22 protein-coding genes, 1 tRNA gene and 1 pseudogene are annotated in these 21,416 nt (G+C 70.5%); 15 read left to right on the forward strand and 9 right to left on the reverse strand.

What is annotated here, in order from left to right; all coding sequences use genetic code 11:
* Positions 1–45 precede the first annotated feature (45 nt).
* From nhaA to ACZ5C2_RS17500, 4 genes are all read left to right on the forward strand, one after another.
* Positions 46–1,482 carry a Na+/H+ antiporter NhaA gene (gene nhaA / locus ACZ5C2_RS17485; protein WP_468791294.1) on the forward strand — a complete coding sequence of 479 codons (1,437 nt, stop codon included), beginning with the start codon at positions 46–48 and terminating at the stop codon, positions 1,480–1,482.
* An 84-nt stretch (positions 1,483–1,566) separates the two neighbouring features.
* A complete protein-coding gene (locus tag ACZ5C2_RS17490; RefSeq protein ID WP_468791297.1) occupies positions 1,567–2,055 on the forward strand; it encodes a phage holin family protein in 489 nt (162 codons plus the stop codon).
* The gene (locus ACZ5C2_RS17495) at positions 2,052–3,005 is read left to right on the forward strand and encodes an alpha/beta fold hydrolase (protein WP_468791300.1); all 954 of its coding nucleotides are present in this window, start codon (positions 2,052–2,054) and stop codon (positions 3,003–3,005) included. The genes ACZ5C2_RS17490 and ACZ5C2_RS17495 overlap by 4 nt, the downstream gene beginning before the upstream one ends.
* Positions 3,006–3,144: 139 nt before the next feature.
* Positions 3,145–3,327 (forward strand): hypothetical protein, encoded by a 183-nt coding sequence (locus tag ACZ5C2_RS17500; protein WP_468791303.1) that lies wholly within the window; start codon positions 3,145–3,147, stop codon positions 3,325–3,327.
* A gap of 12 nt (positions 3,328–3,339) precedes the next feature.
* Here the strand turns inward: ACZ5C2_RS17500 and ACZ5C2_RS17505 are convergent, their stop codons facing one another.
* From ACZ5C2_RS17505 to nth, 3 genes are all read right to left on the reverse strand, one after another.
* Positions 3,340–4,539, reverse strand: a complete 1,200-nt coding sequence (locus ACZ5C2_RS17505; RefSeq protein ID WP_468791306.1) for a MarP family serine protease — start codon at positions 4,537–4,539, stop codon at positions 3,340–3,342.
* A gap of 45 nt (positions 4,540–4,584) precedes the next feature.
* Complete coding sequence (locus tag ACZ5C2_RS17510) at positions 4,585–5,280, reverse strand: NUDIX hydrolase (protein ID WP_468791309.1); 696 nt, start codon at positions 5,278–5,280, stop codon at positions 4,585–4,587.
* 91 nt (positions 5,281–5,371) lie between these two features.
* Positions 5,372–6,247: an endonuclease III gene (gene nth, locus ACZ5C2_RS17515; protein WP_468791546.1), complete on the reverse strand. Its 876-nt coding sequence runs from the start codon at positions 6,245–6,247 to the stop codon at positions 5,372–5,374.
* A gap of 643 nt (positions 6,248–6,890) precedes the next feature.
* On the opposite strand from nth, the gene ACZ5C2_RS17520 reads away from it, so the two are divergent.
* The gene (locus ACZ5C2_RS17520) at positions 6,891–7,565 is read left to right on the forward strand and encodes a Crp/Fnr family transcriptional regulator (RefSeq protein WP_030863242.1); all 675 of its coding nucleotides are present in this window, start codon (positions 6,891–6,893) and stop codon (positions 7,563–7,565) included.
* A gap of 116 nt (positions 7,566–7,681) precedes the next feature.
* Positions 7,682–8,512: a nucleotidyltransferase domain-containing protein gene (locus ACZ5C2_RS17525; RefSeq protein ID WP_468791313.1), complete on the forward strand. Its 831-nt coding sequence runs from the start codon at positions 7,682–7,684 to the stop codon at positions 8,510–8,512.
* Positions 8,513–8,811: 299 nt separating this feature from the next.
* On the opposite strand, the gene ACZ5C2_RS17530 is transcribed toward ACZ5C2_RS17525, so the two are convergent.
* From ACZ5C2_RS17530 to ACZ5C2_RS17545, 4 genes are all read right to left on the reverse strand, one after another.
* Positions 8,812–9,642 (reverse strand): MBL fold metallo-hydrolase, encoded by an 831-nt coding sequence (locus ACZ5C2_RS17530; RefSeq protein ID WP_468791316.1) that lies wholly within the window; start codon positions 9,640–9,642, stop codon positions 8,812–8,814.
* Complete coding sequence (locus ACZ5C2_RS17535) at positions 9,639–10,520, reverse strand: NUDIX hydrolase (RefSeq protein ID WP_468791319.1); 882 nt, start codon at positions 10,518–10,520, stop codon at positions 9,639–9,641. The genes ACZ5C2_RS17530 and ACZ5C2_RS17535 overlap by 4 nt, the downstream gene beginning before the upstream one ends.
* Before the next feature lie 204 nt (positions 10,521–10,724).
* The gene (locus ACZ5C2_RS17540) at positions 10,725–11,192 is read right to left on the reverse strand and encodes a RidA family protein (protein ID WP_468791322.1); all 468 of its coding nucleotides are present in this window, start codon (positions 11,190–11,192) and stop codon (positions 10,725–10,727) included.
* Complete coding sequence (locus tag ACZ5C2_RS17545; RefSeq protein WP_361163645.1) at positions 11,189–11,350, reverse strand: DUF4177 domain-containing protein; 162 nt, start codon at positions 11,348–11,350, stop codon at positions 11,189–11,191. Before ACZ5C2_RS17545 ends, ACZ5C2_RS17540 begins: the two co-directional genes overlap by 4 nt.
* 162 nt (positions 11,351–11,512) lie before the next feature.
* Between ACZ5C2_RS17545 and bagA the strand changes: the two genes are divergently transcribed.
* Together bagA and bagB are read left to right on the forward strand one after the other, a co-directional pair.
* Positions 11,513–12,490: an ATPase BagA gene (gene bagA / locus ACZ5C2_RS17550; RefSeq protein ID WP_468791325.1), complete on the forward strand. Its 978-nt coding sequence runs from the start codon at positions 11,513–11,515 to the stop codon at positions 12,488–12,490.
* Between the two features lie 100 nt (positions 12,491–12,590).
* The gene (gene bagB, locus ACZ5C2_RS17555; RefSeq protein WP_468791328.1) at positions 12,591–13,979 is read left to right on the forward strand and encodes an ATPase BagB; all 1,389 of its coding nucleotides are present in this window, start codon (positions 12,591–12,593) and stop codon (positions 13,977–13,979) included.
* 39 nt (positions 13,980–14,018) lie between these two features.
* Here bagB and wblA read toward each other — a convergent pair whose 3' ends face one another.
* On the reverse strand, positions 14,019–14,357 hold the full coding sequence (gene wblA / locus ACZ5C2_RS17560; protein WP_468791331.1) for a transcriptional regulator WblA: 339 nt from the start codon (positions 14,355–14,357) through the stop codon (positions 14,019–14,021).
* A gap of 429 nt (positions 14,358–14,786) precedes the next feature.
* Between wblA and ACZ5C2_RS17565 the strand changes: the two genes are divergently transcribed.
* Positions 14,787–17,060 carry a transglycosylase domain-containing protein gene (locus ACZ5C2_RS17565; protein WP_468791334.1) on the forward strand — a complete coding sequence of 758 codons (2,274 nt, stop codon included), beginning with the start codon at positions 14,787–14,789 and terminating at the stop codon, positions 17,058–17,060.
* 303 nt (positions 17,061–17,363) lie between these two features.
* Here ACZ5C2_RS17565 and ACZ5C2_RS17570 read toward each other — a convergent pair whose 3' ends face one another.
* Positions 17,364–17,828 carry a GatB/YqeY domain-containing protein gene (locus ACZ5C2_RS17570; RefSeq protein ID WP_468791336.1) on the reverse strand — a complete coding sequence of 155 codons (465 nt, stop codon included), beginning with the start codon at positions 17,826–17,828 and terminating at the stop codon, positions 17,364–17,366.
* Positions 17,829–17,936: 108 nt separating this feature from the next.
* On the opposite strand from ACZ5C2_RS17570, the gene ACZ5C2_RS17575 reads away from it, so the two are divergent.
* The 6 genes and pseudogenes from ACZ5C2_RS17575 (at position 17,937) to ACZ5C2_RS17600 (ending at position 20,856) form a co-directional block, all read left to right on the forward strand.
* The gene (locus ACZ5C2_RS17575; protein WP_468791339.1) at positions 17,937–18,878 is read left to right on the forward strand and encodes a metallophosphoesterase; all 942 of its coding nucleotides are present in this window, start codon (positions 17,937–17,939) and stop codon (positions 18,876–18,878) included.
* Between the two features lie 55 nt (positions 18,879–18,933).
* Entirely contained in the window at positions 18,934–19,704 is a 771-nt protein-coding gene (locus tag ACZ5C2_RS17580; RefSeq protein ID WP_468791342.1) for a Pr6Pr family membrane protein, read from the forward strand.
* A 48-nt stretch (positions 19,705–19,752) separates the two neighbouring features.
* A tRNA-Pro gene (locus ACZ5C2_RS17585) sits at positions 19,753–19,826 on the forward strand.
* Positions 19,827–19,996: 170 nt separating this feature from the next.
* A pseudogene (locus tag ACZ5C2_RS17590) lies at positions 19,997–20,092 on the forward strand (phosphorothioated DNA-binding restriction endonuclease); the annotation flags it as partial.
* A gap of 63 nt (positions 20,093–20,155) precedes the next feature.
* Positions 20,156–20,434, forward strand: a complete 279-nt coding sequence (locus tag ACZ5C2_RS17595) for a CopG family transcriptional regulator (protein ID WP_468791345.1) — start codon at positions 20,156–20,158, stop codon at positions 20,432–20,434.
* Complete coding sequence (locus tag ACZ5C2_RS17600; RefSeq protein ID WP_468791348.1) at positions 20,431–20,856, forward strand: PIN domain-containing protein; 426 nt, start codon at positions 20,431–20,433, stop codon at positions 20,854–20,856. Before ACZ5C2_RS17595 ends, ACZ5C2_RS17600 begins: the two co-directional genes overlap by 4 nt.
* The last annotated feature ends 560 nt before the right edge of the window (positions 20,857–21,416 follow it).

Raw genomic sequence — 21,416 nt, forward strand, 5'->3', positions numbered from 1 at the left:
GGTCGGCACACGATTCGTGCTGCCCGTCGACCAGAGGAACACTCCGTGACCGCGCCCCGCACCCCCGGCCCCCGCAAAGCCTTCGGGCATCTCTCCCTGCCCGAGCGGTCGTACGTCGCGGACGCACTGCGCACCGAGACGGTCGGCGGTGTCCTGCTCCTCCTCGCCGCCGTAGCCGCGCTGGTCTGGGCGAACATACCGGCAGTGCACGACAGCTACGAAAGCGTCAGCGACTTCCACTTCGGCCCCACGGCCCTCGGGCTGAACCTGTCCGTGGCGCACTGGGCAGCCGACGGGCTGCTCGCGGTCTTCTTCTTCGTCGCCGGGATCGAGCTCAAACGCGAACTCGTCGCCGGCGATCTGCGTGATCCCAAGGCCGCCGCGCTCCCCGTCGTCGCCGCCCTGTGCGGCATGGCCGCACCGGCGCTGGTCTACGCGGTCACCAGCGGCATCGGCGGCGGCTCCCTGGCCGGCTGGGCCGTGCCCACCGCCACCGACATCGCCTTCGCGCTCGCCGTGCTCGCCGTCATCGGCACGTCCCTGCCGAGCGCACTGCGCGCCTTCCTGCTCACCCTCGCCGTCGTCGACGACCTGTTCGCGATCCTGATCATCGCGGTCTTCTTCACCTCCGACCTGAACTTCGTGGCGCTCGGCGGCGCGGCCCTCGGCCTGGCCCTCTTCTGGCTGCTGCTGCGCAAGGAGGTACACGGCTGGTACGTGTACGTGCCGCTGGCGCTGGCCGTGTGGGGGCTGATGTACAACAGCGGCATCCACGCCACCATCGCCGGTGTCGCCATGGGCCTGATGCTGCGCTGTCACCGTCGCGAGGGCGAGGAGAACTCCCCCGGTGAGCACATCGAGCATCTCGTGCGGCCCCTGTCCGCGGGTCTCGCGGTCCCGTTGTTCGCCCTGTTCAGCGCCGGTGTGGTCGTCTCCGGCGACGCACTCGCGGAGGTGTTCACCCAGCCCGAGACGCTCGGCGTGGTGCTCGGCCTCGTCGTCGGCAAGATGCTCGGCATCTTCGGTGGCACCTGGCTGACAGCTCGATTCACCAAGGCCTCACTCAGCGACGACCTCGCCTGGGCGGACGTGCTCGCGGTGGCGACCCTGGCCGGTATCGGTTTCACCGTCTCGCTGCTCATCGGTGAACTCGCCTTCGAGGGCGACGCGACGATGACGGACAGCGTCAAGGCCGCCGTCCTGACCGGATCGCTGATCGCCACCGCCGTCGCGACCGTCCTGCTGAAGCTACGGAACGCCAAGTACCGCAGGCTGATCGAGGAAGAGGAGCGCGACGAGGACCTCAGCGGCATTCCCGACGTCTACGAACAGGACGACCCGGCGTACCACCTGCGCATGGCCGACATCCTTGAACGCAAGGCCGCCGAACACCGGCGACTCGCCCGGGAGAAGGCCGCCGAGCAGGACGCGCTTGCCGAAAGGGCGGGCGGGGCAGGCGACGGGCACGACGGTCCGGCATGATCTGACGAGACGGTACAAAAGACTGGACCGTACGCGCAGGCACGAGGAACGTACGCCAGACGTACGCAGGAGAGGGAGACCGCGATGAGCGCACCCGACGGCAGCCCGGTCGGCGCCGAACGCAGCATCGGCCAGCTGTTCGCCTCGGCGACAGCCGACATGTCGGCGCTGGTGCACGACGAGATCGCGCTGGCGAAGGCGCAGCTCAGGCAAGACGTCAAGCGGGGTGCGACCAGTGGCGGCGCGTTCACGGCGGCCGGAGTGCTGCTCCTGTTCTCCCTGCCGATGCTGAACTTCGCCCTCGCCTACGGAATCCGCACCTGGAGCGGCTGGAACCTCGCGCTCTGCTTCCTGCTGTCCTTCGCGGCGAACGTGCTGATCGCCGCGGTCCTCGCACTCATCGGCATCACCTTCGCCAAGAAGGCCAAGAAGGGCCGCGGCCCGCAGAAGGTCGCCGCCTCGATGAAGGAGACGGCGGGCGTCCTGCAGAAGGCCAAGCCGCACCCGCGTCCCGCCCTGCCTCAGGACCGGGTCCCCCAGGGCATCGAGGCTGTGGCACGCTCGTCCTCATGACGGACCCCGCCACCACCCCTTCGGCGCACCCCTCTTCGGCCGTACGCCTCGACATCCCCGGCGGCACGGGGCTCATCCACCGGGACGTCGCCGCCAACGGCGCACGTTTCCACATCGCGGAGCTGGGCGACGGCCCCCTGGTGCTGCTGCTGCACGGCTTCCCCCAGTTCTGGTGGACCTGGCGGCACCAGCTGCCGGCGCTCGCCGACGCCGGTTTCCGGGCTGTCGCCATGGACCTGCGGGGCGTCGGCGGCAGCGACCGTACGCCGCGCGGTTACGACCCGGCCAACCTCGCGCTGGACATCACCGGGGTGATCCGCTCCCTCGGCGAGCCGGACGCCGCGCTGGTCGGACACGACCTGGGCGGATACCTGGCGTGGACGGCGGCGGCGATGCGCCCCAAGCTCGTACGACGGCTGGCGGTCACGTCCATGCCGCATCCACGGCGCTGGCGGTCGGCGATGCTCTCCGACGCCAGGCAGTCGGCCGCTCTGTCCCACATCTGGGGGTTCCAGCGGCCCTGGATCCCGGAGCGGCAGCTCACCGCGGACGACGGGGCACTGGTGGCGAAGCTCATCCAGGACTGGTCCGGGCCGCAGCCGCCCGACGACAAGGCACTGGAGATCTACCGGCGGGCCATGTGCGTCCCCTCCACGGCACACTGCTCGATCGAGCCGTACCGCTGGATGGTGCGCTCCCTGGCCCGCCCGGACGGCATCCAGTTCAACCGCAGGATGAAGCGGCCGGTGCGGGTGCCGACGCTGCATCTGCACGGCTCGCTGGACCCGGTCGTCCGCACGCGCAGTGCCGCGGGTTCCGGGCAGTACGTCGAAGCGCCGTACCGCTGGCGGTTGTTCGACGGGCTATGCCACTTCCCGCACGAAGAGGACCCGGTCGCCTTCTCCACAGAACTGATCAACTGGCTGAAGGATCCCGAGCCCGACCGGTAACCGGTCGGACGCTCTCCGTGCGGCTTCCGGTCCCCGCATTCTGAACACTTGTCCGACGAACGCCAATTGCCTGCCGCATAGGCCAAATGCAGGCCCCTGAGGCGGTTATCGACCATGAGGCGGGGGCAAACGTCGGGGTATGGGCTGGACGCACGACTACAGTGACGCAAGCCGCAATCGCCGTACGGCGGGCGGTGTGGGTTCCCATCAGCGAGGCGGTGCACCACAGATGGCGGCAACGGACCTCAGGGTGGGAATCCCGCGCATCCTCCGTCGCCGGGCCCGCTGGGTGTCCGTACGCCTGCGTCATCCCCGCGGCTGACGCCCACTCACCTCACAGCGCGCAGCTGTCGCTGTCCACCTGCCGGTTCACGGTACGTCCCTTGGCGATGTCCTCCTGGATCTCGTCCACGGTGAGCGCGTATCCCGTCTCGGCATTGTCGCGGGACTTGGCGAAGACCACGCCGTAGACCGTGCCCTCGGTGCTCAGCAGCGGGCCGCCGGAGTTGCCCTGACGGACGTTCGCGAACAGGGAGTACACATCGCGCCGGACCGTGCTCCGGTGGTAGATATCCGCGCCGGTGGCCGTGATGCGGCCGCGTACGCGGGCGGCCCGCACGTCGTACGCCCCGTTCTCGGGGAAGCCGGCGACGATGGCGCCGTCACCGCTGCTCGCGTCCTCGGTCGCGAACCGCAGTGCCGGTGCCTTCATGTCGGGGACGTCGAGGACGGCGATGTCGCGCTCCCAGTCGTAGAGGACGACCCGTGCGTCGTACTTCCTTCCCTCGCCGCCTATCTGCACGGTCGGTTCGTCGACGCCGCCCACGACATGCGCGTTGGTCATCACGCGGCGGTCGGCGAAGACGAAGCCGGTGCCCTCCAGGACCTTGCCGCAACTCTCGGCGGTGCCCATGACCTTGACAATGGAACGCTGCGCGCGGTCGGCCACGGGACTGCTCGCGAGAGCCTGGTCCGGCGGCCGTACGTCGTTGATCGGCTCGCTGGCGAACGGGCTGAAGACCTGCGGGAATCCGTTCTGCGCGAGGATGGAGGAGAAGTCGGCGAACCACGTGTCGGCCCGGTCGGGCAGCACCCTGGAGACCCCGAGCAGCACTTTGGAGCCGCGGACCTCCCGGCCCAGTGTGGACAGTGTCGTACCGGCGAGGGCCGAGCCGACCAGCCAGGCGACCAGGAGCATCGCGACGACGTTGACCAGGGCCCCGCCGGTGGCGTCGAGAGCGCGGGCCGGCGACCAGGAGATGTAGCGGCGCAGCTTGTTGCCGAGATGGGTGGTCAGGGCCTGGCCGACGGAGGCACAGACTATGACGACGACGACCGCGACGACGGCGGCGGTCGTGCCGACCTCGGCACTGTCCGTCATGGCGTCCCAGATCACGGGCAGCACATACACGGCGGCGAGACCGCCGCCGAGGAAGCCGATCACCGACAGGATGCCGACGACGAAGCCCTGGCGGTAGCCGACGACCGCGAACCACAGGGCGGCGACCAGCAACAGGATGTCCAGCACGTTCACCGCTTCAAGCCTCGCCTCGTCGTACCCAGCACGGCGACCACCCTGTCATGACCCCCAGTCCAGGGGGACTCGCTTGTCCCGATCCCAGGGGCGCTCCCACCCGGCGAAGTGCAGCAACCGGTCGATGACCCCCGCGGTGAAGCCCCACACAAGGGCCGATTCGACCAGGAATGCCGGTCCCTGGTAACCGCTGGGATGGACCGTGGTCGCACGGTTGTCCGGATGGGTGAGATCGGCCACGGGAACGGTGAACACCCGCGCGGTCTCGTTCAGATCGACGGCGTCCACCGGACTGGGGACGCGCCACCAGCCCAGCACGGGTGTGACGACGAAGCCGCTGACCGGGATGTAGAGCTTCGGCAGTACGCCGAAGAGCTGGACGCCGGACGGGTCGAGCCCGGTCTCCTCCTCGGCCTCGCGCAGAGCCGCCCGCAGCGGTCCGTCACCCTGCGGGTCACCGTCCTCGGCGTCCAGGGCGCCACCGGGGAAGGACGGCTGGCCGGCGTGCGAGCGCAGAGAGCTCGCCCGCTCCATGAGCAGCAGCTCCGGACCGCGCGCGCCGTCACCGAAGAGGATGAGGACGGCCGACTGGCGCCCCGCACCGTTCTCCGGGGGCAGGAAGCGGCTCAACTGTCTCGGCGCCACCGTCTCCGCGGCGTGGGCCACCGGACCCAGCCAGGGAGGCAGCCCCTCCTGGCTGAGCGTCACCCGGCCGCCCTGGGCACCACTCGTCCGCGTCATCGCCACCCCCCTCGTCCGACCGCGTCCCACGGATCCAACGCCCGGCGACCCGGGGAACGTTCCGCCGGCCGCCACCGCGTGCGCCGCTCCGTCATCCGGCCCCCAGCGGCGGGGCGGGCCTGCCCCCGGCGTCGAGGTAGGACTGCGGGGGGTTCAGTCGCTGTCCCGGGAGGCCGCCCTTCTCGTACTTCAGGAGCTTCCGTGCCTTCTCCGGATCCGTCTCGCCCTCGCCGTACGCCGGGCAGAGCGGCGCGATGGGGCAGGCGCCGCAGGCGGGCTTGCGGGCGTGGCAGATGCGGCGGCCGTGCCAGATCACGTGGTGGGACAGGTCGGTCCAGTCACTCTTGGGGAAGAGCGCGCCGACGGCCGCCTCGATCTTGTCGGGGTCGGTCTCCTCGGTCCACTGCCAGCGGCGCACGAGACGCTGGAAGTGGGTGTCCACGGTGATGCCGGGGCGGCCGAAGGCGTTGCCGAGCACCACGAAGGCGGTCTTGCGGCCCACGCCGGGCAGCTTGACGAGATCCTCGAGCCGGCCGGGCACCTCACCGCCGAAGTCCTCCGTGAGCGCCTTCGACAGGCCGATCACCGACTTGGTCTTGGCCCGGAAGAAGCCGGTGGGGCGCAGGATCCCCTCCACCTCCTCGGGATTGGCCTCGGCCAGGTCCTCGGGGGCGGGGTACTTCGCGAAGAGGGCGGGGGTCGTCTGGTTGACGCGCAGGTCGGTGGTCTGGGCCGACAGCACGGTGGCGACGACGAGTTGGAAGGGGTTCTCGAAGTCCAGCTCCGGGTGGGCGTACGGGTACACCTCGGCGAGCTCACGATTGATCCGGCGCGCCCGCCGGACCAACGCGGTGCGCGACTCGGCCCCGGCCGGCTTGACCACAGCCTTCGCGGGGGCGGCCTTGACTGCCGCGGTCGCCTTCTTGGGGGCGATGAGCTGCTTCTTGGGGGGCGGGGCCTTCTTGATGGGGGTGACCTTCTTGGCGGAGGAGGTGGATTTTCCGGCGGAACCGGCCTTCTTGGCAGGCGTCGTCCTGCCCTCGGTCGACGTCCTGCGCTCGGTCGTGGCCTTACGGGCGGTCGTGGCCTTGTCCGCGGTCGCCGGCTTGCGGGCAGGCGCGGCCTCGTCGTTCGCGGCCTTCCCGGGCACGTCCTTGCCGGACGCTGCCTTCTTCGATGCCGCCTTCTTCGACGCAGCCCGCTCCCCCGGCGCACCCGTCCCGCTCACGCGGGCAGCCGCCGGCTTCGTCTCCGACTTGTTCTCCGGCTTCCTCGACGGCGACCTCTTTGCCGTTTTCGCCGTTTTCCTACCGCCATCGGAGCCCTGTTCGCCCACAGCGGAATCGCGACGTACCACCACTCGCGCAGCCCCCTCGGCCTGTGCTCTCACCGGCGATTTGGACACCCGGCCAGCCTACGACCCGGTACCGACATCCGCCCCGGCCCCTGAGGTCCGGCGTCCAATTGGACCCCTGCCGCATACCCCGACCGGCCCGTACGGCATCCTTGTGACAGATCACACTGTTTGGACCGTCCGGCAAAATGGGCACCACGGTCCCCTGGTACGTGGGGAACAAGATCCCCTGAGCAGGTCGACAAGGAGAGAACTCGTGGACGACGTTCTGCGGCGGAACCCGCTTTTCGCGGCGCTCGATGACGAGCAGGCCGCGGAGCTTCGCGCCTCCATGAGCGAGGTGACCCTGGCACGGGGCGACTCCCTGTTCCACGAGGGCGACCCCGGAGACCGCCTGTACGTGGTCACCGAGGGCAAGGTCAAGCTGCACCGCACGTCCCCCGACGGCCGCGAGAACATGCTCGCCGTGGTGGGTCCGAGCGAGCTGATCGGTGAGCTGTCCCTCTTCGACCCGGGCCCGCGCACCGCGACGGCCACGGCGCTGACCGAGGTCAAGCTGCTCGCCCTGGGCCACGGCGACCTCACGCCCTGGCTGAGCGCCCGTCCCGAGGTCGCCACCGCGCTGCTGCGGGCCGTCGCGCGCCGGCTGCGCAAGACCAACGACGCGATGTCGGACCTGGTCTTCTCGGACGTCCCGGGCCGTGTCGCCCGCGCCCTGCTGGACCTCTCCCGCCGCTTCGGCGTGCAGTCCGAGGAGGGCATCCATGTGGTGCACGACCTCACGCAGGAGGAGCTGGCCCAGCTGGTCGGCGCGTCCCGCGAGACGGTCAACAAGGCCCTGGCGGACTTCGCCCAACGCGGGTGGCTCCGCCTGGAGGCCCGCGCGGTGATCCTCCTGGACGTCGAGCGCCTCGCGAAGCGCTCGCGCTGACCTTTCGCACGACCCCGCGACGGAGCCCCGCTTCCCCGAAGGCGGGGCTCCGTCGCGTCCGCGTACGGGCCGAAAACAACGTGCCCCTGACGTCTCCGCGCGGCACAGTGACCCGTATGGCCGAAGCGGTGGAACGCCCCGGACTGGACGCGCGGGGGTACCTCAGGCGGGAGGGCTCCCTCGCGCGGGTGCCGCCTGTCTTCCGCCCCGTTGTGGCCGCCGCGCGGGAGCAGCTGACCGCCGTCTTCGGGACGCGGCTGAACGGCGCGTATCTCTACGGGTCCGTTCCGCGTGGCACCGCACACGTGGGCCGCAGCGACCTCGACCTGCTGGTCGCCCTGCACGGTGAGCCGACCGACCGTGACCGGGACGCCGCGCGTGCGGTGGAAGGACGACTGGACGGCGGGTTCCCGCAGATCGACGGCGTCGGCACACTGCTCTACGCCCGGGAACGGCTGCTGAGCGAGCGGGAGAGGTACGACCTGGGGTGGTTCGTCTCCTGCCTGTGCACGCCGTTGTCCGGCGAGGACCTCGCCGGGCTGCTGCCGCGCTACCGGCCCGACTCGCTGCTCGCCCGCGAGACCAACGGCGATCTGGCGCTGCTCCTCCCCCGCTGGCGTGAACGGATCGCGACGGCCGGCAGCACGGAGGACGCACGGCGGCCCCTCGTCCGTTTCATGTCCCGCCACCTCGTGCGCACCGGTTTCACCCTCGTGATGCCCCGCTGGAACGGCTGGACCAGCGACCTGACGGAGATGGCCGGTGCTTTCGGCGCGTACTACCCGGAGCGGGCGGCGCCGATGCGGGCGGCTGCCGCCCTCGGACGCGATCCGACCGGTGATCCCGTCGTCCTCGCCTCGTACGTCGACGATCTGGGACCTTGGCTCGCCGGGGAGTACGCGCGCGTACACGGCGTGAAGGCCCTCCGGCCTGGTTCACTCCCGTGACTCCAGCGGGCCCGGTTGCGCCGGACGCAGAGCCGGAACCGGAACCAGAACCGGAACCAGAGCCGGAGCCGATCCCGCACGCGGCCCAGGACCCGACCCGCGGACCCTCGGCCCGGTGACACCCTGGCCCGCCACGAACCCAATCCCCCGAGCGGAACCCGGACCCCGACCCGGAGTCAGACCTCAGGCCAGAATCCGAACCAATACCCCGGACCGAGACACCCCGGACCGAGACCCCGGACCGGAATACGGACCGGAATACGGACGCGGCCCCGAGCCCGGCCCCCTACCCTGGCGGGCTAGATGATGCCGTGCTCCCGCAGGTACTCCAGCTGGGCGCGTACCGACAGTTCCGCGGCCGGCCACAGTGAGCGGTCGACGTCGGCGTAGACGTGGGCGACGACCTCGGACGGAGTGCGGTGACCGTCCTCGACGGCCGTCTCGATCTGGGCGAGGCGGTGGGCGCGGTGGGCGAGGTAGTACTCGACGGCGCCCTGGGCGTCCTCAAGGACGGGCCCGTGGCCGGGGAGGATCGTGTGAACACCGTCATCGACGGTGAGCGACCTGAGCCGGCGCAGCGTGTCCAGATAGTCGCCGAGGCGGCCGTCGGGGTGGGCCACGACGGTCGTACCGCGGCCCAGGACGGTGTCACCCGTGAGGACCGCCCGGTCCGCCGGGAGATGGAAGCACAGCGAGTCGGCGGTGTGGCCGGGGGTCGGTACGACCCTCAGCTCCAGGCCGCCGACGGTGATGACGTTCCCGGCGGCCAGCCCTTCGTCGCCGAGCCGCAGCGCCGGGTCCAGGGCCCGCACCTTCGTGCCGGTCAGCTCGGCGAAACGCCCGGCACCCTCGGCGTGATCCGGGTGACCGTGCGTCAGCAGGGTGAGGGCGACACGCTTCCCGGCCCGCGCCGCCGTGCCGATGACGTGACGCAGGTGCCCGTCGTCCAGCGGGCCCGGGTCGACCACGACCGCCAGGTCGGAGTCCGGTTCCGACAGGATCCAGGTGTTGGTGCCGTCCAGGGTCATCGCCGACGGGTTGGGGGCGAGCACGTTGACGGCACGCGCGGTGGCGGGGCCGGATGAGACGCCACCCCGTGGCCGCCCGGGCAGGGTGCTTGCGTCCGTCATGCGGGGGCTCCCCCGGTCGGGATGTGCTGGGTGAACTCGTCATGCCCCGGCCAGGAGAGGACGATCTCTCCGTCCACCAGACGCGCGGTGGCCAGTACCGGTGTGAGGTCCCGCTCGGGAGCCGAGTCGAGCGCTTCCGCGGCCGTGGCGTACGCGGCGAGCTGGCGCAGGGTCGCGATGGTCGGGGGCATCATCAGCAGCTCGCCCCGGTCGTAGCCGTCGGCCGCCCCGCGCGGGGTGATCCACACCGTGCGGTCGGCCTCCGTGGAGGCGTTGCGGGTGCGCTGCCCCTCGGGGAGCGCGGCGACGAAGAACCAGGTGTCGTAGCGGCGGGGTTCGAACTCGGGGGTGATCCAGCGGGTCCAGGCGCCGAGCAGGTCCGAGCGCAGGACCAGCCCACGGCGGTCGAGGAACTCCGCGAAGGACAGCTCCCGCGCGACGAGCGCGGCCCGGTCCGCCTCCCAGTCCTCGCCGGTCGTGTCACCGACCACGGAGCCGGAAGCGGGCCCGGCGAGCAGCACCCCGGCCTCCTCGTACGTCTCCCGTACGGCGGCGCAGACGATCGCCTGGGCCCCCGCCTCGTCGACTCCGAGCCGGTCCGCCCACCACGCGCGTGTGGGGCCCGCCCAGCGGACGTGCCGGTCGTCGTCACGCGGATCGACGCCGCCTCCGGGGTAGGCGTAGGCGCCGCCCGCGAACGCCATGGACGTACGCCGGCGCAGCATGTGCACAGCCGGGCCGTCGCCGGTGTCCTTGAGCAGCATGACGGTGGCCGCCCGCTTGGGCGTGACCGGCGCGAGGCCGCCACCGGCGAGCGCCCGGATCCGCTCCGGCCACTCCGGCGGGTACCACTGACCGTCTGCCTGCGCGTTCGCCATGGCCGGAGGCTATCCCGTGACGCCCTGATGTTCGAGTGCCCACGGAACGGCCGGGGCGTACGGGCCTGGGGCGGGCGACGAGGGCAGGACGACGGGTGGCGGGGCTCGGCGGCTACGCCCGGCGCCCTGGCGCGGTGCGCAGCCGGCCGACGGGCCCCGCCACGCCGATCCACCGTGCGCCGGGACGGCACGCCCGGCCCAGGCCTACGCCTGGGTGAGCTCCACCTGGACCTCGATCTCCACCGGCGCGTCCAGCGGCAGCACCGCGACGCCCACCGCGCTGCGGGCGTGGACGCCCTTGTCGCCGAAGACCTCGCCCAGCAGCTCGCTCGCACCGTTGACGACGCCCGGCTGGCCCGTGAAGTCCGCCGCGGAGGCCACGAAGCCCACGACCTTCACCACGCGCGCCACCCGGTCCAGGTCCCCGGCGACGGACTTGACCGCGGCGAGGGCGTTCAGCGCACAGGTACGCGCCAGCTCCTTCGCCTCCTCCGCGGTGACTTCCGCGCCGACCTTGCCGGTCATCGGGAGCTTGCCGTCCACCATGGGCAGCTGGCCGGAGGTGAAGACGTACTGCCCCGACCGCACGGCCGGCTGGTACGCGGCCAGCGGAGGCACGACCTCCGGCAGGCTCAGGCCCAGTGCCGCCAGCTTCGCACCGACGGCGCTCATGCCTGCTTCTCGCGCTTCAGGTAGGCCACCATCTGCTCGGGGTTGTTCGGCCCGGGCACGACCTGGACGAGCTCCCAGCCGTCCTCGCCCCAGGTGTCCAGAATCTGCTTCGTCGCGTGGACAAGCAGCGGCACAGTCGCGTATTCCCACTTGGTCATGCGGCCGACTCTAGCCGCTGCCGCCGCCGGTCCCGGTGGCCGCACCACCCCGGCGCACCGGTCGGCCGAGGACCGCGTATCCGCCCGCCGTCGTCCCGGCGGCTCCGGGTAACTGCCACCCGGAGCCGCCGGGACGCACGGCAAGCATTTAGGCTCGAAGACGTGAGCAGGCTCCAGGTCGTCAGTGGCAAGGGCGGAACCGGCAAGACCACGGTGGCCGCCGCCCTCGCGTTGGCCCTGGCCACGGAGGGGAAGCGGACGCTCCTCGTCGAGGTCGAGGGCCGGCAAGGCATCGCACAGCTCTTCGAGACGGAGGCGCTGCCGTACGAAGAGCGGAAGATCGCCGTAGCACCGGGCGGCGGGGAGGTGTACGCACTCGCCATCGACGCCGAACTGGCCCTTCTGGACTACCTCCAGATGTTCTACAAACTGGGCGGCGCGGGCCGGGCCCTGAGAAAGCTCGGCGCGATCGACTTCGCGACCACCATCGCCCCCGGCGTCCGGGACGTCCTGCTGACCGGCAAGGCCTGCGAGGCGGTCCGGCGCAAGGACAAGACCGGCCGGTTCGTCTACGACTACGTCGTGATGGACGCCCCGCCGACCGGCCGCATCACCCGCTTCCTCAACGTCAACGACGAGGTCGCCGGGCTCGCCAGGATCGGCCCGATACACAATCAGGCGCAGGCGGTCATGCGGGTGCTGAAGTCGCCGGAGACGGCCGTGCACCTGGTGACGCTGCTGGAGGAGATGCCGGTCCAGGAGACCGCGGACGGCATCGCGGAGCTGCGCGCCGCGCGGCTGCCGGTGGGCAGGGTCATCGTGAACATGGTGCGGCCGCAGTTGCTGGACGACGCCGCCCTGGAACTCGTGGCGGCCGTCCCTCGTTCCACTGTCGCGCGGGCCCTGTCGTCCGCAGGCCTCGGCGGCGCCCGGCGCGGCGGCCACGCCGAACGGCTGGTGGAGCCGCTGCTCGCGCAGGCGGAGGAGTACGCCGAGCGGTACGCGCTGGAGGCGGAGCAGCGTGCCGTGCTGGCCGACCTCGACGTGCCGTTGCACGAACTTCCGCTGCTCGCGGAGGGCCTGGACCTGGCCGGCCTGTACGCACTGGCCAGGAATCTGCGCGAACAGGACGTCGCATGACCCACCGTGCCCGTGCGCCCCGGCCGTTGCCTCGCCCCCGCCACCCCCGTACCAGTACCAGCCCCGTCACGAGTCGGAAGCACCGGAAGCAGGGGAAGCCATGAGCCGTCGTCCGGAACCGGCGCAGACCCACGACCCGGCCCCTCACCACCTCTCCCCCACGCGCACGCTCGACATCGACCCGCTGCTCGAGGACCCGGACACCCGGATCGTGGTGTGCTGCGGCTCGGGCGGGGTCGGCAAGACGACCACCGCGGCGGCACTGGGCCTGCGCGCGGCCGAGCGGGGACGCAAGGTGGTGGTCCTGACCATCGACCCGGCGCGCCGGCTCGCCCAGTCCATGGGGATCGACTCGCTCGACAACACCCCGCGCCGGGTGAAGGGCATCGACGACTCCGCGGGCGGCGAACTGCACGCGATGATGCTCGACATGAAGCGCACCTTCGACGAGATCGTCGAGGGGCACGCGGACCCCGAGCGGGCCGCCGCGATCCTGGGCAACCCGTTCTACCAGTCGCTCTCGGCGGGCTTCGCGGGCACGCAGGAGTACATGGCGATGGAGAAACTGGGCCAGCTGCGGTCCCGGGACGAGTGGGACCTCATCGTGGTCGACACCCCGCCCTCCCGGTCCGCGCTGGACTTCCTGGACGCCCCCAAGCGGCTGGGATCCTTCCTCGACGGCAAGCTGATCCGGGTACTGCTGGCCCCGGCGAAGGTCGGCGGCCGCGCGGGGATGAAGTTCCTGAACGTCGGAATGTCGATGATGACCGGTGCGCTGGGCAAGGTGCTCGGCGGGCAGCTGCTGAAGGACGTCCAGACGTTCGTGGCCGCGATGGACTCGATGTTCGGCGGCTTCCGTACGCGCGCGGACGCCACGTACAAGCTGCTCCAGGCGCCCGGGACGGCCTTCCTGGTGGTGGCGGCCCCCGAACGGGACGCGCTGCGCGAGGCCGCGTACTTCGTGGAGCGGCTGGCCGCGGAGGACATGCCGCTGGCCGGTCTGGTGCTCAACCGCGTCCATGGCAGCGGCGCGGACCGGCTGTCGGCCGAGCGGGCGCTCGCCGCCGCGGAAAATCTTGAGGACTCCCGCATTGTGGATCAGGAGGGCGGGAAAGCTGGACTTCGTAACTCTCCCGAAACGTACGGCAGTTCAGAATCGCCCGCTTCATCCGCGACCGTCGGCACACCAGCTCAGGACGTCCCCGGGGAAGGCTCCCCCGCCACCGCGGACGACACGGAAGCAGCCGCGGCCCCGGACGCGGAGCGGTCCGTCGACCGGCTCACCGCGGGCCTGCTGAGGCTGCACGCCGAGCGGATGCGGCTGGTCTCGCGCGAGCAGCGCACGCGTGACCGCTTCACCGCCCTCCACCCCGAGGTGGCGGTGACCGAGGTGGCCGCGCTGCCCGGCGATGTGCACGACCTCACAGGGCTGCGGGACATCGGCGACCGGCTCGCGGCCGCCCGGCCGGAGCTGCCCGAAACGCCCTGACCGGGGCACCGGTCGTGACCAAGGACCCCCCGAGGGCCCTCAGCTCACCGCGGCGTAATTCTCGTACACCTCGTCGTCGCTGAGGGGCACGACACCCGTACCCCGCTCGTACTCCGAGCGCGCGGTCTCCAGCAGCCTGCGCCAGGAGGTCACGGTCGGCCGCCGGCGCAGCAGCGCACGGCGCTCACGCTCCGTCATGCCTCCCCATACGCCGAACTCGACGCGGTTGTCCAGCGCGTCGGCCAGGCACTCCGTACGCACCGGGCATCCGGTGCACACCGCCTTGGCCCTGTTCTGTGCTGCTCCTTGAACGAACAGTTCATCCGGATCAGTAGTGCGGCAGGCAGCCTGCGCACTCCAGTCGGTAACCCAGCCCATACCGGCGCCGTCCTCTCCCGAATCGAGGCTCCCCCACGGCGGCAGCGGCATATTCACCGCCGCCAGTTGAGGACGTTACGGAAGGTGGGCACAGCGCAACACCCCCAGCGGGCCCAATCTTGAATGGTCCGAACGGACTATGGGTAAGCGGCAGATCACCCGGGGGAGTGAGGGGGCGACATGCGTGACAAAGGGGGCGTTTCGGGTCAGTTCAGTTGCGCCACAACGGGCACCGCAGGACACACAAGGCGGTTCCGGACACGAGCTCAACACCCTTCAACGAAACTCATATGAAGAACATCGAAGAGATCCGGAACGATTCGGGGTCGCCGGACGTATTGATACGTGGCCTCACTGCTGTGACAGTTGAGTGCAGCTTAGGCCAAGGCATATACGCTTGTCCGGCGAATGAGAACGTAGGCTGCTCCCATGCCAAAGAAGCGCTCGGGCGGTGGTCTGTCCTCCACGCAGCAGGCCGCCAAGTTCCTCGGAGTCAGTGTCCTCGCGGGGGCCGTCATGGCCGGCATCGCGCTGCCCGCCGTGGGCGCGCTGGGCCTCGCGGCCAAGGGGTCGGTCGAGAGCTTCGACGAGCTTCCGGTCAACCTCAAGACTCCGCCGCTCAGCCAGCGCACCACCATCCTCGACGCCGACGGCGGCACGATCGCCACCGTCTACTCACGCGACCGCACGGTGGTCGACCTCAAGGACATCTCGCCGTACCTGCAGAAGGCGATCGTCGCGATCGAGGACTCGCGCTTCTACGAGCACGGCGCGGTGGACCTGAAGGGCGTGCTGCGCGCGCTCAACAAGAACGCGCGCAGCGGTGAGGTCTCCGAGGGCGCCTCCACGCTCACGCAGCAGTACGTGAAGAACGTCTTCGTCGAGGAGGCGGGCGACGACCCGACGAAGGTCGCGCAGGCCACCCAGCAGACCATCGGCCGCAAGATCGCCGAACTCAAGTTCGCGATCCAGGTCGAGGAGGAGCTGGGCAAGAAGAAGATCCTCGAGAACTACCTGAACATCACCTTCTTCGGCCAGCAGGCCTACGGCGTCGAGGCCGCCGCCCAGCGCTACTTCTCCAAGCCCGCCAAGGACCTCAACCTCCAGGAGTCCGCCCTCCTCGCCGGCCTCGTCCAGTCACCGAGCCGCTACGACCCGGTCAATGACGAGACGGAGGCGAAGAAGCGGCGCAATGTCGTCCTCCAGCGGATGGCCGCGGTCGGCGACGTCTCGCAGGAGCAGGCCGCCAAGGCCGCGAGCTCCCCGCTCGGCCTGAACATCAGCAAGCCGAAGAACGGCTGCATCACGGCGGTCAACGACGCGAGCTTCTTCTGCGACTACGTGCGCGAGGTGTTCCTGAGCGACCCGGTCTTCGGCAAGACCCGGGAGGCCCGGTCCAAAATCTGGAACCAGGGCGGTCTGACGATCCGGACCACGCTCACCCGGCAGGCGCAGGCGTCGGTTCACGACTCTCTGGACGACCACGTCAACAAGAGCGACTCGGTCGCCGCTGCGGTCACCCTGGTGGAGCCCGGCACGGGCAAGATCCTCGGCATGGGCCAGTCGAAGCCGTTCGGCTACGGCAAGAACGAGACCGAGATCAACTATTCGGTCGACCACGGCATGGGCGGATCCAACTACGGCTTCCCGACCGGTTCGACCTTCAAGCCCTTCGTCGCGGCGGCCGCGCTCGAGGAGGGGCGGCCGGTCACCCAGGAGTACTCGTCGCCGTACGAGATGCCCTACCCCGACCCGGTGCAGACGTGCAGCGGGAAGCCCTGGATGAACCAAGGCAATGAGACCGTCCCCAACGAGAGCAGGTCGGAGGTGGGCCCGTACCGGCTGAAGGAGGCGATGGCCCTCTCGGTCAACACCTACTTCGTGCAGATGGTCGCCGACATCGGCCTGTGCCCGGTGGTGAAGATGACCGACGGGCTGCACGTCGTGCAGGGCAACGGCGACAAGCTCCCGGAGGTGCCCGCCGTCTCCCTCGGTTCCAAGGGCATCTCCCCGCTGACCATGGCGAGCGCCTACGCCGCCTTCGCCTCCCGGGGCATGTACTGCACGCCGATCGCCATCGAGTCGATCACCCAGAAGATCGGTGAACGGAAGAAGTCGCTGGAGGTGCCGAAGTCGACGTGCTCACGGGCGATGAGCGAGAAGACCGCGGACACGGTCAACACCCTGCTGCAGGGTGTCGTCGACTCCGGTACGGGTCAGGAGGCCGGTCTCACGGACCGCGCCAACGCCGGTAAGACCGGTACCACGGACGAGCGCAAGAACGCCTGGTTCGTGGGCTACACGCCGAACCTGTCGGGCGCGGTCTGGGTCGGCAGTGCCACCCAGCAGGTCAAGATGGTCAACATCACCATCGGCGGTGTCCCCCACGCCAAGGTCTACGGCGGCTCCGTGCCTGGCCCCATCTGGCGCGACGCCATGACCGGCGCGCTGTCGGGCAAGGAGGCCCCGTCCTTCAACCTCGTGAACATCCCGGAACCCAAGGACCCCGACAAGGACCGTGACCGTGACGACGACGGCAACAACGGTGACGGCGGTCTCATCGGCGGCCTGATCGGCGGCGGCAACGGCAACGGGGGCGGCAACGGCGGAGGCGGCCCGGGTGGCAGCGAGCCGGACCCGACCTTCTCCATCCCGGAGGGCTTCATCCAGGGGCCGGGGAACGGGCCCGGAGGGCGCGACTGACCTGGCCGGTCCGACGGGGATACGTCGAACGGCCCCCGCAGCGCGCCACATGGGCGCACTGCGGGGGCCGTTCGACGTCGCACTCGCGGCGATGTGACCGGACGGGCCTCACCTTGGCCGTGCACGGCGACGCACTGGGAGGACCGGCCCAGCGACCGGCCCAGCTACCGGCATCCCGGGTACCGACCCGGCGGCCGTACGCGGTACCGACCCGGCGGCCCTACGCGGTACCGGCTCGGCGGCCCTACGCGGTATCGGCCCTGAAGGCGCCGGTTCTGCGGCCGGCGCCGCCGTACCGTCCGCTCAGTCGGCCAGCAGCTTCTTCACCGCGGCCGCCACGCGGCCGCCCTCCGCCTGCCCGGCCACCTTCGGGTTCACGATCTTCATCACGGCGCCCATGGCCCGCGGGCCTTCCGCCCCCGCCGCCTTCGCCTCCTCCACCGCCTGGGAGACGATCGCGTTCAGCTCCTCGTCGGACAGCTGCTGGGGCAGGTATTCGGCCAGCACCTCGCCCTCCGCCTTCTCCCGCGCGGACTGCTCGGGGCGCCCACCCTGTGCGAAGGCCTCCGCGGCCTCGCGGCGCTTCTTCGCCTCGCGGGTGATCACCTTCTGCACCTCGTCGTCGGAGAGCTCGCGCTTCTCCTTGCCCGCGACCTCCTCCTTGGTGATCGCGGCGAGCGTCAGCCGGAGCGTCGAGGAGCGGAGCTCGTCGCGCCCCCTGATCGCGGCGTTGAGGTCTTCCTGCAGCTTCGACTTGAGCGTGGTCATGACCTGATTGTCGCAGGTACGGGAGCAAGGACGCCTGCCCATTTAAGGCACCCCGAACCCACGCACCGGCCGTTCGGCGGGACCTCGGGAGTCTGACACGATGGACGCATGCGCGCGCGATACGGAATCCCCCTGGGAATCACGGCGGCCGGCGCCGCCGGACTGCTGTACGCGGCGGGTTTCGAGGCCCGCTCCTTCCGTCTCCGACGGGTGACCGTCCCCGTCCTGCCCTCCGGGCTGCGCCCTCTGCGCGTGCTGCAGGTCTCCGACATCCACATGGTCCGCGACCAGCGCAAGAAGCAGCGCTGGCTGCGTTCCCTGGCGGGTCTGCGCCCCGACTTCGTGATCAACACGGGTGACAACCTGTCCGACCCCGAGGGCGTCCCCGAGGTCCTCGACGCACTCGGCCCCCTGATGGAGTTCCCGGGCGCGTACGTCTTCGGCTCCAACGACTACTACGGCCCCAAGCCGCGCAACCCCGCCCGCTACCTGTTCGAGAAGGCCCAGGGCCGCCACGGCCTCAACGGCAACGCCCCGGTGGTCGGCGCGGTGCACAACCCGTGGGAAGACCTCCGGGACGGCTTCGACTCGGCGGGCTGGCTGAACCTCACCAACACCAGGGGCACGCTGAAGATCGAGGGCGCGTCGATCGAGCTGACCGGCCTGGACGACCCGCACATCAAGCGCGACCGCTACCCGGAGGTCGCGGGCGGCCCGTCTGCCTCGGCAGACTTCTCGATGGGCGTCGTCCACGCCCCCTACCTGCGCGTCCTGGACTCCTTCACCGCCGACGGCTACCCCCTGGTCCTGGCCGGCCACACCCACGGCGGCCAGCTCTGCATCCCCTTCTACGGCGCCCTGGTCACCAACTGCGACCTGGACACGGACCGCGTGAAGGGCCTGTCCGCACACACCTCGCAGGGCCGCTCGTCCTACCTCCACGTGTCGGCGGGCTGCGGCACCAGCCGCTACACCCCGGTCCGCTTCGCCTGCCCCCCGGAAGCGACGCTGCTGACCCTCGTCGGCCGCGACCAGGTCGGCGCCCGGTAACCCGTCCGGCCCACCCATATCGCCACACACCACACCTCCGCTCACCCTGGGGTGCATGACCGCCCCGATACCCCGGGACATCCCGGACCTCCCCGCCCTTCCGCGCACGAGGCCCCGGCTACTGCCCTCCGCCGTCCCCGCCCGAGCCGTCGTACCGCTGGTGCGGCGCCCGGTGGCGGCGGCGTACCGCCTGACCCTCGCGCTGGTGGCCACGGGCGCGGCGCTGACCGAGATCCTCCTCGGCAGCCCGGCCCGGGTCCTGAGCTACTTCGCGGTCCAGAGCGCGGTCCTGCTGGCCGTGGTCATGCTCGCCTCGGCCCGCCGCGCGTGGCTCGCCCGTCATCCCCTGCCGGGCGCCCTCACAGGAGCGGCCCTGCTGTACGTCGTCATGGCGGCCCTGGTCCACCACCTGCTCGTCGCCGACGCCACCCCCCACTTCTCGATGACGGCCGCCTCCGCAGGGCCTTCCTGGCCGGCTTCCCTCGCCGCCCACACCCTGCACACGGTGCTCCCCATCGCCGCGCTGCTGGACTGGCTGCTCCTCTCCCCACCGGCCCGCATGCACCTCCGCCGGGCCGCGACCTGGCTGCTGTACCCCCTGGCCTACCTGGCCTTCAGCCTCGCCCGCGGCGAACTCCTCCCCGGCTCCCCGGCCCGCTACCTCTACCCCTTCCTCGACGTCGCCCGGCACGGCTACAAGAGCGTCCTCGCGAACGCCCTCCTCCTCGGCCTCTCCTTCTACGCCCTGGCCGTCCTCCTCGTGGCCCTGGACCGCGTCCGCCCGAGCCCGGTCCGCCGCCCCTCGAAAACCGGATTTCGTCTCTAGCCACCGGTGGGCTAAAGTAAACGTCGTCGCCGCGACAGCAGCGACGATCGGGGTGTAGCGCAGCTTGGCAGCGCGCTTCGTTCGGGACGAAGAGGTCGTGGGTTCAAATCCCGCCACCCCGACAGTGAAGTACCAGGTCAGGGGCCTGATCCGCAGTGCGGGTCGGGCCCCTGAGTGGTTTCTGGAGATCGCTTGGGAGGAATCTGGGAGAAGATCTCGGTCGGCGTCTCCCAAGAGCAGTCTCCAGTGCCGCAGGAACAGCGGCGCTCGCGCGCCCGATGACCTGCGCATACCTCAACCTGGCGCCCGCCCCGCCGCGGCGACCCACCGCTCCTGGCACACCAGCCAGGTTTTCCGCGGCAGCCCACGCCCCGCCACGACGTCCTGATCGCCTGATCGCCGGCCGCGCACCAGTGGTAAGGAGTGCGGCACCGAGAGTATGGTCTTTTGTATGGCGACGAAGAAGGTAACCGTAACGATTCCCGCGGATCTCCTGGACGAGATCCGCGGGGACGTGGCAGAGCGGGGCCTGTCGGCGTACGTCGCCGAGGCGCTGCGCTTCAAGCGCGACCGGGACCGGCTCCTGGAACTGGTCGACTGGCTGCAGGAAGAACACGGCCCGGTTACTGAGGACGAGCGTATGGCAGCCCTCGACGAGTTGGAGGATCTCGACGCCGAACACGAGCGGCGCCGCGCCTCCGGACAGCGCAACGCCGGAGAGGCTGCGTGAAGAAGCGAGCCGGTGAGCACGGGCAGAGGCCGCTCCGTGTTTTCGTCCTGGACTGTGAAGCCCTGTCCCTGGCGGTGCGCGGTGATCGGAAGGTGATCGCCTGGCTCGATCTCGCGGCGCGAGGGGAGGCCGAGGTGGTGACGTCGCCGATGACTCTGGTCGAGGCATACGACGGCAGAACGACCGAACAGCGCTGGGACTGGGTGCTGTCCCGGCTCCAGGTCGCCGACATCGGGAAGGACGAGGCCCGCCAGGCGCGCCGGCTCCTGGCCGACACCAAGTTGCACGGCCACAAGTACGCGATCGACGCCGTGCTGGCCGTGATCGCGCGACAGCAGAAGGGACAGGTCACCGTCTTCACCTCAGACGTCGACGACCTGGAGAAGCTGGTCCCGGACACGATCGTCGTCAAGAAGGTGTGACCCGAACCCACGCCCCTCAAGGGCCCGCAGCCGGGATGGCACCAGCCCAGGAGTGGGACATCCGCACGGCTTCAGACCCTGGATCCTGGCCAGCCAGGACGGACGCGGCATTCGCCCTACCCAACCGGGCTCTCATCACTCAATGTCGCGACAGCCTTCGCGGCCTCGGACTCGGCGCGCTCCCGTGCGTCCTGCGCATGGTCTGCTGCCCTTCTGCTCACGGCCAGGAAACCGAAGAGCGCTGCCGTCAGGTGCCGTTGGTCTGCCGGCCGTTACTACCGGCGCCCTGGCCGAGGCTGTCGTGTGCGGAAGATCTCGAAGGTCCACCAGGAAGCGCCCATATCGGCTCCATGGACCGGGTCGGTGCGGCCGGCGACAACGCGGCAATGGTTTCGTCGGTGCCTCACCTGTTCCCTCTGCGTGTCTACCGGATCCCGCATGTCTGCGGCCGCTGAGGGTCAGTACCGGGGATTGCGTCCATGACCAGGGGTCCGGGCTGGAGCGTCTGGGTCGTTCAGCCGGTCTCTCGGTGGCTGACTTCCGGCGGACCGACTGCGATG

This window comes from Streptomyces sp. NPDC031365, assembly GCF_055569765.1.

Coding starts and splice junctions, on each gene's coding strand:
- ACZ5C2_RS17490 (WP_468791297.1), top strand. CDS start 1,567: ATGAGCGCACCCGACGGCAGCCCGGTCGGCGCCGAACGCAGCATCGGC.
- ACZ5C2_RS17495 (WP_468791300.1), top strand. CDS start 2,052: ATGACGGACCCCGCCACCACCCCTTCGGCGCACCCCTCTTCGGCCGTA.
- ACZ5C2_RS17500 (WP_468791303.1), top strand. CDS start 3,145: ATGGGCTGGACGCACGACTACAGTGACGCAAGCCGCAATCGCCGTACG.
- ACZ5C2_RS17510 (WP_468791309.1), bottom strand. CDS start 5,280: ATGACGCGGACGAGTGGTGCCCAGGGCGGCCGGGTGACGCTCAGCCAG.
- ACZ5C2_RS17525 (WP_468791313.1), top strand. CDS start 7,682: ATGGCCGAAGCGGTGGAACGCCCCGGACTGGACGCGCGGGGGTACCTC.
- ACZ5C2_RS17530 (WP_468791316.1), bottom strand. CDS start 9,642: ATGACGGACGCAAGCACCCTGCCCGGGCGGCCACGGGGTGGCGTCTCA.
- ACZ5C2_RS17535 (WP_468791319.1), bottom strand. CDS start 10,520: ATGGCGAACGCGCAGGCAGACGGTCAGTGGTACCCGCCGGAGTGGCCG.
- ACZ5C2_RS17540 (WP_468791322.1), bottom strand. CDS start 11,192: ATGAGCGCCGTCGGTGCGAAGCTGGCGGCACTGGGCCTGAGCCTGCCG.
- ACZ5C2_RS17545 (WP_361163645.1), bottom strand. CDS start 11,350: ATGACCAAGTGGGAATACGCGACTGTGCCGCTGCTTGTCCACGCGACG.
- bagB (WP_468791328.1), top strand. CDS start 12,591: ATGAGCCGTCGTCCGGAACCGGCGCAGACCCACGACCCGGCCCCTCAC.
- wblA (WP_468791331.1), bottom strand. CDS start 14,357: ATGGGCTGGGTTACCGACTGGAGTGCGCAGGCTGCCTGCCGCACTACT.
- ACZ5C2_RS17565 (WP_468791334.1), top strand. CDS start 14,787: ATGCCAAAGAAGCGCTCGGGCGGTGGTCTGTCCTCCACGCAGCAGGCC.
- ACZ5C2_RS17570 (WP_468791336.1), bottom strand. CDS start 17,828: ATGACCACGCTCAAGTCGAAGCTGCAGGAAGACCTCAACGCCGCGATC.
- ACZ5C2_RS17575 (WP_468791339.1), top strand. CDS start 17,937: ATGCGCGCGCGATACGGAATCCCCCTGGGAATCACGGCGGCCGGCGCC.
- ACZ5C2_RS17580 (WP_468791342.1), top strand. CDS start 18,934: ATGACCGCCCCGATACCCCGGGACATCCCGGACCTCCCCGCCCTTCCG.
- ACZ5C2_RS17595 (WP_468791345.1), top strand. CDS start 20,156: ATGGCGACGAAGAAGGTAACCGTAACGATTCCCGCGGATCTCCTGGAC.